Here is a 14,193-nt window from a genome sequence, read left to right on the forward strand (position 1 = left end):
GAACTTACAATGAATGAGTTGACTGATCTGAGCTACGCGCTCGATACGTTCTACTTTCTAATTTGCGGTGTGCTCGTCATGTGGATGGCGGCAGGCTTCTCCATGTTAGAGGCGGGCTTAGTACGCTCCAAAAACACCGCTGAGATCCTGACCAAGAATATCGCGCTGTTTGCCATTGCCTGCACCATGTATCTGCTGGTGGGCTACTACATCATGTACTCCAGCAGCGCTGGCGGCTTCCTGCCCAATCTGGGCTTCTTGATTGGCGCTGAAAACAGTGTGGATGCGGTTACCGCAGGCGGCGATGACGCGCCCTACTACTCCATGCGTTCTGACTTCTTCTTCCAAGTCGTGTTCGTGGCAACCGCCATGTCAATTGTGTCGGGTGCCGTCGCTGAGCGTATGAAACTGTGGGCATTCCTGGCCTTTGCTGTGGTAATGACCGCGTTTATCTATCCGGTGTCTGGCTACTGGACTTGGGGTGGCGGCTGGTTGTCTGAAGTGGGCTACTCTGACTATGCGGGTTCCGGCATTGTGCACCTTGCCGGTGCGGCGGCTGCGTTAGCGGGTGTGATCGTGCTAGGCCCACGTAAAGGTAAATACGGTAAAGACGGTTCTATCCACGCTATTCCCGGTGCCAACATGCCGCTGGCAACGCTGGGTACCTTCATTCTGTGGATGGGCTGGTTCGGTTTCAATGGCGGTTCCGAGCTTAAACTTGCGGCTGTCGATTCTGCTAACAACGTGGCACAGGTGTTTGTAAACACGAATGCAGCAGCGGCAGGTGGTGTGATTGCGGCACTGATCCTGGCCAAACTGTGGTTCCGCAAAGCTGACCTGACCATGGCATTGAACGGTGCCCTGGCTGGCCTGGTGGCCATCACCGCCGATCCGCTCTCTCCGACCGCACTGAGCGCTACCATTATCGGCGCGATTGGCGGCATCATCGTGGTCGCAGCCATCGTCACCCTCGATAAAGTGAAGCTGGATGATCCGGTCGGCGCGATCTCGGTTCACGGTGTTGTCGGTATCTGGGGCGTGCTGGCAGTGCCGCTGAACAATGACGGCGCATCATTCGGTGCCCAGATCATCGGTATCGTAGGTATCTTCGCTTGGGTATTCCTGGCCAGCCTGGTGGTATGGCTCATCCTGAAAGCCATCATGGGCATCCGGGTTAGCGAAGAAGAAGAGTATGAAGGCGTTGATATCGCTGAGTGCGGTCTCGAAGCCTATCCCGAATTTGGCATTAAGAAATAAACAGCGGCATTAAGAAATAATTTAATGCTGACCTAGTGAGCAGGCGTGCTCCTTCTGGCCTCCCCTTAGTGGGAGGCTTTTTTATTCTCTGCCGATAGCGGTGTATGCTGGTAGTTAGCGGTTAACGGCTGCAACATTAGCAGCCGTTCAACCCGACCCCATCATGGCCACCCAGTTAGAGGATATGGTAATGAAATTGATCACAGCGATTATCAAGCCGTTTAAGCTCGACGATGTACGCGAGTCGCTCTCCGATATCGGCGTTCAGGGTATTACGGTGACGGAAGTGAAGGGCTTTGGGCGCCAGAAAGGGCATACCGAGCTGTATCGTGGTGCTGAGTATGTGGTGGACTTCCTGCCCAAGGTGAAGCTGGAAGTCGCCGTGGACGACGACATGGTCGAGCAGGTGATTGATGCCATCACCCAGGTGGCGAACACAGGTAAAATCGGCGACGGCAAAATCTTTGTGATGCCGCTGGAGCAGGTGATTCGTATCCGTACTGGCGAAACGGGCAAAGACGCGGTTTAAACGCTGGTGAGTTGTAAGTGGTAAGTAGTAAGTGGCACAAAGCCCCTGTGGAGCATCTCCAGCAGGGGCTTTGTATGAGTGATGCGATCATTCTTGCGGCTAAACTTTTTTCTTTTCACCACTCACTCATTACGATTCACTTCTCGACAAACGCACGCTCGATGACGTAGTCGCCCGGCTCGCCCATGCGCGGCGAGATATTCAGACCCAGCTCGTCAAGTAGCGCGCTGGTATCGTCCAGCATGGCGGGGCTGCCGCAGATCATCGCGCGATCCTGGCGCGGATCAATGGGCGGCAGGCCGGTGTCTTCAAACAGCTTGCCCGTACGGATATGGTCGGTTAGGCGCCCCATGGTGTGGAACTCTTCCCGAGTAACGGTGGGGTAGTAGACCAGCTTTTCAGCGATGTCTTCACCCAGGTATTCATGAGCTGGCAGCTCTTTGGTGATAAAGTCGGCGTAGGCTAATTCAGAAACTTCCCGCACACCGTGAACCAGCACTACCTTCTCGAAGCGCTCGTACACTTCAGGATCCTGGATCAGGCTCATAAACGGCGCCAAGCCGGTACCGGTGGAGAGCATGTAGAGGTTGCGGCCCGGCAGTAGGTCATCGCATACCAGTGTGCCGGTGGGCTTGCGGCTAACCATGATCTGATCGCCTACTTTCAGGTGCTGAAGGCGTGAAGTGAGCGGGCCGTCGGGTACTTTAATGCTGAAGAACTCAAGGTGGTCTTCGTAGTTGGGGCTGGCAATGGAGTAAGCGCGCATCAGCGGCTTGCCGTTCACTTCCAAACCAATCATCACGAACTGACCAGTTTTGAAACGCAGGCTGCGCTCGCGGGTGGTGCGGAAGCTGAACAGGGTATCGTTCCAGTGATGGACGCTAAGCACTTCTTCCAGAGCAAACTTACTCATGCCGTTTTCTCCATTAGTCGATGCTGGCGCTAGTCCGCATCGGTCATATTCTTAAAAAGAATAAAAATGATTAAATATGTTGCCAGCAAGTCTAAGCAAAGGGTGGTATATCTGTTAAGCGAATTATATTGATAACGGTTATCTGAAAAATAGATATAGATCAAATAAAGGTCAGACTCTATGCACTACACCCTGCGGCAGTTAGAAGTCTTTGTGGCGGTTGCTCAGCATGAGAGCGTCTCCCATGCGGCGCGGGCGCTGGCCATGTCTCAGTCGGCAACCAGCACGGCGCTTGCGGAGCTTGAGCGGCAGTTCGACTGCCAACTGCTGGATCGGATTGGTAAACGCTTAAAACTTAACGCACTGGGTTTTCAGCTGTTGCCCAAAGCGGTGGCGCTGCTGGATCGCGGCGAAGAGATTGAAGAGCTTCTACGTGGCCAGAAAGGGGTTGGGTCGCTGGATGTAGGGGCTACGCTGACCATTGGCAACTACCTGGCCACGCTGCTGATCAGCGATTTTATGCAGCGCCACCCCGGTAGCCGGGTGCGCTTGGCAGTGCGCAATACGCGCCATATTATCGAAGGCGTGCGCCAGCACTCGCTGGATTTAGGCTTGATCGAGGGGCAGTGCGACGATGACATGATCATCAGCCAACCCTGGGTGGAAGATGAGCTGTGCGTGTTTTGCTCGCCGCGACACCCACTGGCAGGCCGCGAGCACCTTGAACTTGAACAACTGCTGCGTGAGGACTGGATTATGCGCGAAGAGGGCTCTGGCACCCGCATGACTCTGGAGCATGCCGCGCGCCACCGCCGCAGCCGGTTTAACACCCTGCTAGAGCTAGAGCATACGGAAGGTATTAAGCGTGCCGTGGAGTCAGGGCTGGGGATTGGCTGTGTCTCGCGCCTGGCACTGCGAGATGCCTTCCGGCGCGGCAGCTTGGTGCCGCTGCCTACGCCGGAGTTGGATCTAAAGCGTCAGTTTACGTTTATCTGGCACCGGCACAAATACCTCACCACCGGCGTGCGCGAATTCCTGCGCCTGTGCCGTGAAATGACCGCTGGGGCCAAGCGCAGCGACGATATTGCGCTGCCGCCGATTCCTTAAGCGTTTATCGCTCAGTCAATTCGGGAGCAGGCAACTGATGGTTGCTAGGGGTGTTTTTTGGCTCAAGTGTAAAGCCGCCTACCAGCGCAGCGAGCCTATCCGCCTGATCGTTTAGCTGTTCAGCGGCGGTCGTCGACTCCTCCACAAGCGCGGCGTTTTGCTGGGTCATTTGGTCTAGGTCGGTGACGGCAATGCTCACCTGGCTAATGCCCTCGCTTTGTTCTCGAGCGGCCGTACTGATATCTCCCAACATTTGCGTTACCCGCGTGACGCTTTCTGCTAATTCGTGCATTGCCGACTCCGCATCTCGAACCATTTGGGTACCGCTTTCAACCTTGCCAGCCGAAGTATTAATACGCTGGCGGATATCCTTGGCGGCTTCGCTACTGCGAGAGGCTAATTTGCGAACTTCGTCGGCGACCACGGCAAACCCACGACCGTGTTCGCCAGCCCGGGCGGCTTCCACAGAAGCATTCAGGGCAAGCAGGTTAGTCTGAAAGGCGATGCCGTCGATGACGGTCACGATGGCCTGAATTTCATCGGAATTGGATCGAATATCATCCATCGTTGCCACGACTTGCTCAAACGCGCTGTCGGTACGCGAGGCTAACTGCGAGGCGGTTTGTGAAAGCCCACTGGCTTCTTGCGAGGCGTGAGTGGTATGGCTAACGGTGCTGCTGATTTCTTCCATCGCAGAGGAGGTTTGCTGCAGGCTGGCAGCGGCCTGTTCAGTGCGCCGTGAGAGGTCGTGGCCACCTTGAGTAATTTCATTAGCCGCGTGGTTGACGGCTTCACTACTACGGCGCACATCCAGCAGAATAACCTGAATTTTTTCTGCAAAGGCATTGAACTGCTCAGCTACCGCGGCACTTTCATCTCGCCCATGCACCGGTAGACGTTGGGTAAGGTCACCATGGCCTGAAGCAATCTCTGCCATGCGGCTTGCAAGCCGCTTAAGAGGCCGTGCGATTCGCCCGCCAATCCACCATAGCGCTGCCACCCCCAATGCTGCCAGAAGTAGCCCTACTACCGTCATGCCCAGCGTATTTTGCTGGCGCTGCTCGCTGAGAACTGCTTGCAGCTTGCCTAACTCCGCAAGCGCTACGTCTTCAGGGAGCTGGAGTACCAACACCCAGGGGAGGCGAGTATCGCCAATGGTAATAGGCTGATAGCGCTGCAGTAGACCATCGTTAACGCTGCTTTGCAGGCTACCTTGCTCTGATGCCTCTCGGATGCCCGCGAGAATTGTACTGCTAAGGGAGTCACTGGCAGGCGAGCCCAGACTCTCTACGCCTGCCGTGTCGGCGACTAGCCCCCCACTTCCCGCGACGAGAGCCATGCGCCCAGCGCCTTCGTATAGCGCTTGGTTGGCATCGCTTAGCAGGGTTTGGATAAAGTTAAGGGAGAGGTCTACCCCCGCAACGCCACGAAACTCGCCATCCACCAAAATGGGGGCGTTAAACGAAGTGACCAGTTGCGTCTCGCCGCCATAGTCATAAGCCGCCGGATCGATAATGCAGGGAACTAGGGTTTCACGAGGGCAAAGATAGTATTCGCCTTCCCGAACGCCGCTGGGAAGGCGTTCTTCACTCTCCATGGTATCTCCCAGCGGCAGCACTTCTAGCGTTTCATCCTCGGTGCGGTACCACCAGGGCATAAAGCGACCGCTACCGTCATGGCCATAGCGCTCATCTCCTGCATATCGTGCGTCGTCACCAAACGCATTGGGCTCCCAGCCGATAAATGCATCCAGCAGTGTCGGGTTGTCGGCCACAGTTTGGCGCACTAAGTTAGATAGTTCGCGGCGGTTCAGGTAAAGCGAGCGGCGCTCCTCTTCATCCTCCATACCCATCAAAGCATTAGTAGTCGCCAATTGATTGGCGATAGTCATGGCATTGTTGAGTTCGCGCTGAATACGCCCGCCCTCTGCTTCGGCAATGGCATCCAAGCGCGCATTCAATGCACTTTCCATCAATGCGCCGGTATGCTCATTCACCGTTTGCTGGGTGCGGGCCGCGGCGACCAAGTTATAGATGACTAGCGCAGCCACAATCGCGAGCAAGCAAGGGCCCGCAAGTGCGACGACAAAAGAGCGTAACGAACGAAAATGCATAGCGTTACCCCTTAAGTAATGTGATGGCGGCGGTTGTCATGTGCTTGGTACTGCACTTGCAGGGCAGGTGCCGCGGCGTGAGACAGCTTAAAACTACTGATAGTGCCTGCCAGATGATCGGCCTGTTCTTTTAGCTGCTCGGCGGCGGTCGTGGACTCTTCCACCATGGCCGCGTTTTCCTGAGTCATGCGATCCAGTTCTGCGACGGCAATGTTGACCTGATTGATGCCATCGTTTTGCTCGCTGGTGGCCGCATTGATCTCCTCCAAAACATCGGTAACGCGGGTAATATGCGCGACGATGTCTTGCATGGTAGATCCCGCATTACGCACTAAAGTGGTGCCATTGTTAACCTTGGTTTGAGAGTCCTCAATCAGCTTTTGAATATCGTTGGCGGCATCACTGCTACGCCCAGCCAGCTTGCGTACTTCGTCGGCCACCACGGCAAAACCACGGCCATGCTCGCCAGCGCGGGCAGCTTCCACCGACGCGTTAAGCGCCAGCAGGTTGGTCTGGAATGAAATGCTGTTCATCAAGGTGACAATCTCACCGATCTTATCCGAAGCGTGGGTAATGTCTTCCATGGTGGTCACCACATTTGCTACAACCTTCCCACCTTCGTTGGCTACCTCTGAGGCGGTTTGGGAGAGCTTGTTGGCTTCTTTTGCGGATGCAGCCGTGTGTTGAACCGTGCTGGTGATTTCCTCGATCGATGCAGAGGTCTGCTGCAGGCTAGCGGCAGCGTTATCGGTGCGACGGGATAAGTCCTGACCACCCATGGCGATCTCATTGGCCGCGTGGTGAACAGATTCACTGCTGGTGCGTACATCAATTAATACGGCCTCCATTTTACCTACGAAACGGTTGAAGGCCTTGGCAATTTGAGTGACTTCATCATTACCCTCTTCGGGCAAGCGTCGGGTTAAATCGCCCTCTCCCGATGCGATATCATCCATCGCATTACGAACTCCCAGCAAGCGGCGTAGCAGCAGAGAAAGCAGCAAACCGAAGACCACTGCCGTGATTGCGGCCACAATCAGCAGCGTGACTATCGATGTCGTGGCGATGGCGCGCAGGCCCGCTGTTGCCTCTGCTTCATCGAGTGCCACTACAAGTTGCCAGTCGCTGTTGCCACCTACTGGCTGGCCAAGCAGTAGCTTATTGCTGCCCTGGAGCTCCATGGCTTGAGGCTGCTCCGCGCTAGTGATTTGTGCTAAGCGGTTGTTATCCAGTTCGCTGTTGAGGGTGGTGGAGGGCTCTAGGCTGAGGTTGCTATCCGGGTGGGCCACCAAGGTGCCATCGCCAGTGGTTAAGAAGCCGAAACTTGAAGGGGTAGGAGCAATGGCCGCTACAATCTCTACAACATCATTAATATTGATATCGGCGCCCACCACAGCGATTAGTTCACCCCCGCGGTAGTAGGGGTGTACAAATGATACGACTAGCTCGTTACTGATCATGTCGATGTAAGGTGCTGTTACTACGGTTGTTTCTGCATTGACTGCGTCTTGATACCAAGGGCGCTGGCGCGGATCATAATCGCTAGGTGGCTCCCAACCATCAGAAAAAATAGCGTTTGGGGTGTCTGGATAAGCCATATAGGAGGTCATAAACCCACCGGATGCGGTCAGCTGTTGCAGTGCTGACAGCGGGTTGTCTTCTATAGTGGCCTGTTCCAGGGCCGATAGCATAGTGGCGCGAGAAGCCGTCCATTCCTGAAGTGCTTGCGTATTACCGCGAACAACGGCTTCTAAGTTGCGGTTAACTTGCTGGCTATTGTGCTGTTTTACGGTGGTGTAACTGGCAATGCCGTTAACCACCAGGGCGAGGGTAATCGCCACTAATGCAGCCAATAGGATGCGTGCTCGGAGGGTAGATAGCATGGTCGCTCTCGACGTAGAAGTGCATGTCAGTACTCAGGGGGAGGTACCGTTTATAATGTCTTCTAGGCTATCGGCGAGAGCGACCCTTTCTTTAGTCTTACATGGTCTTTAAGTTTTGGATATTACTAGCGTAAATCACTAACTGCTTGTTGAATATCGGCCATTGAAGCTTTACTTAGATCTTTTGATAGGGAATGAATCACCAGCTTTTGGGTAGGGGCATCGAGTTTATCGCGTAAAAGCCCTAAAAATTTAGGTGGCGCCACCATAATGAGCTTCTTCATACTGTTGCCTACTCGAGCACTATAAAGTCGCTGAGCGACCTCTTTCGCAAACAACTCGTTTTCGTGCTTAGTAGCCGTTCCCTCTTCGCCAGCCGAGCGAGAGGTAGTGGACATCGACTCATGCACATCGCCTCGACCGTCGGTGACCAAGTCACCTTCGTGTAGACGTCCTTCAGCGTGAACCATGCTTTCTTGCTCTGCCAACGTTAAGGCATCTCGGGTAAAAATGCGTGCGCGAGCGGCGTCGGCTACCACGATATAGGTTGTCATCGCTGTGCATACTCCATGTCGTTGATGGTCATCTAACCATGGCAAGCGTTTGGCGTTAGGTCAAACGCTTGCCTCGGCTTAAGCAACGTGGGTTACAGCACCTTGCTACGCAGCAAGCTGGTGACGGCTTCACCAATCAGTACCAGCACAATAATGGCAATCAAAATGGTCGCCACGGTAGGCCAGGCAAAGGTGTCAATTGCGCCCTGGAGGATAACGCCGATACCCCCGGCGCCCACCAACCCAAGTACCGTCGATTCGCGGATATTGATATCCCAGCGGAGGATGACGATGGCAAAAAACGCGGGCATGACCTGAGGCACGATTGCATAGGCGACCACTTTGGCCTTGGAGGCCCCGGTGGCTTCCATGGCCTCTACGGGGCGCCGGTCAATCTCCTCTATTGCTTCGCCCATCAGCTTGCCGATAAAGCCAATCGAGCGAAACATGATGGCGAGTATGCCCGCTAATACCCCAGGGCCAAAAATGGCCACGAACAGCAGCGCCCAGATGATGGTGTTCACCGAACGGCTTGAGACCAGAATGAAGCGACCAAACCACAAACAGGCGCGGTTGGGGGTAGTATTCTGGGCGGCGATGTAGGCCACCGGGAGCGCCAGGAAAATCGTCAGAAAGGTAGCCAGCGTAGCGATATGCACGGTCTCGATCAGCGCTGCGATAATGCCATTGAGCCCCGCCGCACTGGGTGGCCACATGCGTGCGCCAAGCCCGGAGATTTGGTTGGGCGCATCCCACACCCAGGGCCAGAAAATATCAATATCGCGCACCGCCCAAACCACTAACATCAAGGTAGCTAGCAGAACGGCGTAACGAATCAGGCGCTGTTTGCGGTCATAGCGTTGCCAAATACGATCGGCAAGCTGCTGTGCGTGATCTACCATATTTTTTTCCTTACCCAGCCGCTGACACCTTCACTGAGCAAAATGACCGCGATGATAATGAGCAGAATCGCAAAGGCGAAATCGTAGTCGTAACGCCCAAAGGCATTCATCAGGGTGCCGCCAATGCCGCCTGCCCCAACGATTCCGACCACCGCTGATGCGCGCAAGTTACTATCCAATTGGTACATGGATAGCCCTACCTGGCGTGGCAGAATTTGCGGAAAGACCGCATAAAACAGAATGGCCACATAGCCAGCGCCGGCGGCTTTCATCGCCTCTACTTGGCCCCAATCAATCTCCTCGATCTCTTCGGCGAGCAACTTGCCCACAAAGCCGATGGAGTAGAGTGTCAGAGTCAGAATACCTGCGAGTGGGCCAAATCCAACGGCAGCGACAAACAGGATGGCAACAATTACCGGATGAAAGCTGCGCGATACGATAATCACCGACCGGCCAATCACATAGATAGGCATTGGGGCGATATTACGTGCCGCCATCACGGCAAAGGGAATAGAGAGTAAAACCCCCAATAGCGTCGCCAGAATGGCGATTTGAAAGCTCTCTTTAAAGCCTGTTAGCAGCAGCTCGTAGCGCTCTAGGCTGGGTGGGAAGCCGCCGCTAAATATGCGTGCCGCGCGGGGCAACCCTTCAGAGATCCGTGCCCAGTTGAACGGCAGCGAGCCGAACGCCCAGACCAGATAAACCACGGCAACCACGATTAACCCATAGCGTAGCAACGGGTTGGCAATGAACGGCGGCTTTCGCCAGGTGCGGGGCGCCGTTGAAGGGGCCTCAGGCGGAGTCATGTGAGGGCTCCTCCGCTGGCGTATCGGTAATCGCGTCGTCCGGCGCTTCAATGCCTCCGTAGATGGCGTCTAACGCGTCTTTGTTGAAATCGGCAGGCAACCCATCAAAGATCATCTTGCCGTGGCGTAGACCCACAATCCGCTCGGTATAGGTTTTGGCCTGTGCGACGTTGTGGATATTGATGAGTACTGGCAGCGAGAGCTCACTGGCCAGGCTTTGCAGCAGTATCATGATCTGCTCGGAGGTGCGTGGGTCGAGCGAGGCAGTTGGTTCGTCCGCCAGCAGAACATCAGGCTCTTGCATCAGGGCTCGCACGACGCCTACCCGCTGGCGCTCGCCACCGGATAGCTCATCAGCGCGCTTGTTGGCGTAATGAGCGATTCCCACCCGCTCCATCAGCACAAACGCACGCTCAATATCGGCCTGAGGGTAGCGGCGGGATATTGCTTGATAGAGATTGACGTAACCCAACCGCCCGGCCAACACGTTCTCCATCACGGTCAAGCGATCCAGTAGGTTAAAGCCTTGGAACACCATACCGATCTTGCGGCGAGCACGGCGCAGCTCGGCGCCTTTCAGGTTCACCAGCTCATTGCCGTTGAGTTTGATCGAGCCGGAGGTTGGCTCGACCAGGCGATTGATACATCTCAGCATGGTGCTTTTACCCGCACCCGAGGCGCCTACGATAGAAACAACGCTGTTTCCCTCTACCTTGAGGTCAAGCCCTTTCAGCACGGCTTCATCGTGGCCATAACGTTTGACCAGATTGGTAATTTCCAGCATGTGTCCGCTTCCATCGTCGAGACAATAACCGCACCGCCGGCGGCGGTGCGCTACGTTTACTCTTCCAGGTTTTCTGGCGTATAGCTCACGTTATTGGCCGCTTGGATGGTACGAATTACCTGCCAGTTGTCTTGGTAGTTGATGGGTATGAATTTCTCGACGCCCTCAAACTCTTCACCAAGTTCGGTGCCGACAAAATCAAAGCTAAAAAAGGCTTCCTCTATTTTCTCGACCAGGTCGGGATGCAAGTTGTGCGCGTAGTTATAGGAGGTAGTGGGGAAACGGTCGGATTCGTAGATCAGGCGCACGTCTTCTTCATCGTAAAGACCGCGTGCTGCCATCCGCTCGACGACTTCTGAGGCCACGGGGGCCGCGTCGTAATCCTTGGCCACCACGCCCAGCATGGATTGGTCGTGGCTACCCGAATAGACCACTTCGTAATCCTCATCGGGGGTGATGCCGAGTTCCGGCAGCAGCGCACGAGGGGCTAAATTGCCCGAGTTTGAGGTGGGTGAGGTATGGGCAACGCGTTTGCCTTTGAGATCCTCAACCTCATGGATATCAGAGTCGACATGAGTAAATAACTGCAGGGTGTAACCGAATTGGCCGTCATCAGAGCCCATCAAGGCAAACGGCACGGCACCGGCCAAATTCACCGCAAACGGCGTAGGGCCAGTGGAGAAGCCAGCGATATGCAGCCGACCGCTGCGCATGGCTTCAACTTGGGCAGCGTTTGACTGTACGGCGAAGAAACGCACATCCCGTTCGGTAACCTCGGCCAAGTGATCGATAAACGGCTGCCAGATATCCGAATAGATAGCCGGATCCTCCACGGGGGTATAAGCAAAAATCAGCGTGTCTGGATTGACCCACTCAGCCTCATCGGCAGGGCGATCCGCCACCATATCGCCATCTTCATCACAATAGATGGTATCCAGGGCGCCACGTTCGCACTCCGCGAAGGCATGGGTAGAGAGCAGGGTGAGCGGTAGTAGGGATGTAGCGATAAGTATAGCAAGCGGGTGCTGGCGGAAGAGCGAAGTTGTCATGGTAAGCCTCGTTTGTGCGTTATTGTTGTGTTCTTGCTATGGGTCAGGCTGTATTTCCTTGGCTGCGTTTTGCCACTATTGAAAGCGGAAACTGTTTCGTAAGTGGACATTCCGCGTCAAGGATGGTTATTTTCGAAAGTAGACACCTTCAATCTAGGGTTTGTGACAAACTTATGTCAAATACTTTACAGCCGCTCTCCGACCATTGGCGCAACCGCTATTTATTCATGCGCCACGGCCATAGTCAGGCTAATCAACAGAGGGTGATTGTCAGCTCGCCGGGGCGCGGGGTGGAAAACTTTGGTCTCTCCGAGCATGGTGAGCAACAGCTTGCCCAGCTCGTTGCCGACTGGCAGTGGCCTGTGCCGACCCGCGTGGTGCATTCAGACTTTTTGCGTACCACCCAAACCGCTGCCCATGTGGCGGCCAGGTTCGAGTTGGTACCCAGCGTGGATACGCGCTTGCGGGAACGAAATTTTGGCGAACTAGAGGGGTTGGGGGACGAGCACTATCCCAGTGTATGGGCGTTAGATGCCGAGGATGCTGAACACCAGCACCATGGAGTAGAAGCGTTGAGCCGGGTGGCGAGCCGTATGCAGGCGGTGATCGGTGACTGGGAACAACAGGTAAGCGGGGAAGTCATTCTGCTCGTCAGTCACGGTGATCCGCTGCAAATTCTGCTGACTGCCCTGGCCGGGAAACCGCTGACGTCCCACCGTGAGCAAACCCCGTTAGCACCCGCTAGCATTACTCTTTATGGGCATGGCGTGTAATCCACTAAAAGCTGTGTGGTAGTCTCTAAGAAAAGTAAAGAGAACCTGCTATGCCTGCTCCTTTTTCGCCGGATGCGCCGAGCCTGCTGAATGCCCTTGCTGTGGGCAGCCGCGCGCTCATCGACGCGCACTTTTGGAGTGAGGGCGTCGATCAGCTATTGGCGGCGCTAGGGGAAGCGTCGGGTGTCAATCGGGTGTGGATATTTCAAACCATAGAGCGCAACCCAAACGGTGTCTTGCAGGATTTTGTTTTTGAGTGGGCATCTTCATCGCACTATCGTGAGCGAACGCAAAAACGCTTTCGCTTTTTTACCACGCTGATCGACGATCTCGAGTATGAGGAAATGGTCAATCGTCGGGAGCGTGGTGACTCGCACACCTGTATTACCTCGCAGGTGGATTTGGGGTCGCTGCGCGACAATTTGGAAAGCCAGTCGATTTTATCGATGGTGACCGTTCCGATTATGGTGGATGGTCAGTGGTGGGGCACCTTGGGCTTCGATGACTGTGAGCGTGAAGTTGACTGGGAGGGAGCGGGGTTGCAGGCGCTAGTGATCGGCGCTGAACTGATCGCTTCGGCTATTTATCGTCAGCAGCTTACCCGCAGGCAGCGGCAGGTTGATCTGCTGCAGCAGGTCGCCGCCTGCGGCACCTGGGAGATTAATACTCGCAGTGGCGCCACCTGGTGCTCTTCGGCGTTGCTGCTTTCGCTGGGTTATCCTGGCGATTATGCTAGGCTCCCGTTGCGTCGCTTACTGGCCCACGCCATGCCCACTGACCGCATACGGGTGTTTGGTTTGATTCGCGAGTGTCAACAGCGGCTGCAAACCCAATGCCGCATCGATGTTCAGCTCAGGGTCGCATCCGGGCAATGGCGTTGGCATGAGTTGGTGATGGAAAGCTACTACTCCGATGATGGCTATTTAGCGCGTATCGGCGGCCTAGTCATCGATATTAGTCAACGTAAAAAAAGCGAAGAGCAGGCCTGGGCGGCGGCGGAGTTTGACGCCTTGACCGGCACACGCAACCGACGTGGCTTGGCTAATCACTTAGCACAACTCAATGAGCAAGCTGAAGCGGCAGCCTATTATTTGCTGATGATTGATATTGATTACTTCAAACATATCAATGATCGCTACGGTCACCCCGCGGGGGATACGCTGCTGGTGGAGATGGCAAAGCGAGTACACGAGGCCCTGCGGCCCGAGGATTGTCTGGCAAGGTTCGGTGGTGAAGAGTTTGCTGTTACGGCGGGTGATTTATCGCACCAACAGGTAGTCCAGCTGGGTGAGCGTATTCGCCAACGAGTAGCCCAGCAGCCGTTTTACCTGACGGCGGGTGATTCGCAAGCGCCGATGATGGTGACACTCACCGTCAGCGTGGGGATTGCACCTCTGGCGCTCACCAGTGATTTAGACCACAGTCAGGCAGTCGCCGTTGCCCAGGCCGACCAAGCGCTCTATGCCGCCAAAGAGGCGGGGCGAAATCGCGTTGTGGCTCACTGGCAGCCGTGATGACGACGA

General features: G+C 55.3%; 13 protein-coding genes. 5 read left to right on the forward strand and 8 right to left on the reverse strand.

The features are described 5' to 3' along the window. Positions 1-9 precede the first annotated feature (9 nt). A complete protein-coding gene (locus K7H09_RS17240) occupies positions 10-1,257 on the forward strand; it encodes an ammonium transporter (protein ID WP_009286189.1) in 1,248 nt (415 codons plus the stop codon). A 190-nt stretch (positions 1,258-1,447) separates the two neighbouring features. Beyond that, a complete protein-coding gene (glnK, locus tag K7H09_RS17245) occupies positions 1,448-1,786 on the forward strand; it encodes a P-II family nitrogen regulator (protein ID WP_027957942.1) in 339 nt (112 codons plus the stop codon). Positions 1,787-1,922: 136 nt separating this feature from the next. Here the strand turns inward: glnK and K7H09_RS17250 are convergent, their stop codons facing one another. Continuing rightward, positions 1,923-2,699, reverse strand: coding sequence for a ferredoxin--NADP reductase (locus tag K7H09_RS17250; protein ID WP_007112363.1), 777 nt, complete (start codon positions 2,697-2,699; stop codon positions 1,923-1,925). 180 nt (positions 2,700-2,879) lie between these two features. Here K7H09_RS17250 and K7H09_RS17255 point away from each other — a divergent pair, with 180 nt between their 5' ends. Further along, positions 2,880-3,806, forward strand: coding sequence for a LysR family transcriptional regulator (locus K7H09_RS17255; protein ID WP_009286188.1), 927 nt, complete (start codon positions 2,880-2,882; stop codon positions 3,804-3,806). 4 nt (positions 3,807-3,810) lie between these two features. On the opposite strand, the gene K7H09_RS17260 is transcribed toward K7H09_RS17255, so the two are convergent. From K7H09_RS17260 to phnD, 7 genes are all read right to left on the reverse strand, one after another. Further along, positions 3,811-5,919, reverse strand: a complete 2,109-nt coding sequence (locus tag K7H09_RS17260; protein WP_141440371.1) for a methyl-accepting chemotaxis protein — start codon at positions 5,917-5,919, stop codon at positions 3,811-3,813. A gap of 11 nt (positions 5,920-5,930) precedes the next feature. After that, the gene (locus K7H09_RS17265) at positions 5,931-7,802 is read right to left on the reverse strand and encodes a methyl-accepting chemotaxis protein (protein ID WP_141440372.1); all 1,872 of its coding nucleotides are present in this window, start codon (positions 7,800-7,802) and stop codon (positions 5,931-5,933) included. A gap of 125 nt (positions 7,803-7,927) precedes the next feature. Next, the gene (locus K7H09_RS17270) at positions 7,928-8,356 is read right to left on the reverse strand and encodes a host attachment protein (RefSeq protein ID WP_022521305.1); all 429 of its coding nucleotides are present in this window, start codon (positions 8,354-8,356) and stop codon (positions 7,928-7,930) included. Between the two features lie 92 nt (positions 8,357-8,448). Further along, complete coding sequence (gene phnE / locus K7H09_RS17275; RefSeq protein WP_022521306.1) at positions 8,449-9,258, reverse strand: phosphonate ABC transporter, permease protein PhnE; 810 nt, start codon at positions 9,256-9,258, stop codon at positions 8,449-8,451. Further along, complete coding sequence (phnE, locus tag K7H09_RS17280) at positions 9,252-10,064, reverse strand: phosphonate ABC transporter, permease protein PhnE (RefSeq protein ID WP_022521307.1); 813 nt, start codon at positions 10,062-10,064, stop codon at positions 9,252-9,254. The genes phnE (K7H09_RS17275) and phnE (K7H09_RS17280) overlap by 7 nt, the downstream gene beginning before the upstream one ends. Beyond that, entirely contained in the window at positions 10,051-10,848 is a 798-nt protein-coding gene (phnC, locus tag K7H09_RS17285) for a phosphonate ABC transporter ATP-binding protein (RefSeq protein WP_022521308.1), read from the reverse strand. Before phnC ends, phnE (K7H09_RS17280) begins: the two co-directional genes overlap by 14 nt. Before the next feature lie 56 nt (positions 10,849-10,904). Next, on the reverse strand, positions 10,905-11,897 hold the full coding sequence (phnD, locus tag K7H09_RS17290; RefSeq protein WP_141440373.1) for a phosphate/phosphite/phosphonate ABC transporter substrate-binding protein: 993 nt from the start codon (positions 11,895-11,897) through the stop codon (positions 10,905-10,907). Positions 11,898-12,070: 173 nt separating this feature from the next. Between phnD and K7H09_RS17295 the strand changes: the two genes are divergently transcribed. Beyond that, on the forward strand, positions 12,071-12,670 hold the full coding sequence (locus tag K7H09_RS17295) for a histidine phosphatase family protein (RefSeq protein WP_027957939.1): 600 nt from the start codon (positions 12,071-12,073) through the stop codon (positions 12,668-12,670). 50 nt (positions 12,671-12,720) lie between these two features. Continuing rightward, positions 12,721-14,184, forward strand: a complete 1,464-nt coding sequence (locus K7H09_RS17300; RefSeq protein WP_141440374.1) for a sensor domain-containing diguanylate cyclase — start codon at positions 12,721-12,723, stop codon at positions 14,182-14,184. Positions 14,185-14,193 lie beyond the last annotated feature (9 nt).

This window comes from Halomonas sp. IOP_14, from assembly GCF_021021315.1.
GTDB lineage: Bacteria > Pseudomonadota > Gammaproteobacteria > Pseudomonadales > Halomonadaceae > Vreelandella > Vreelandella titanicae.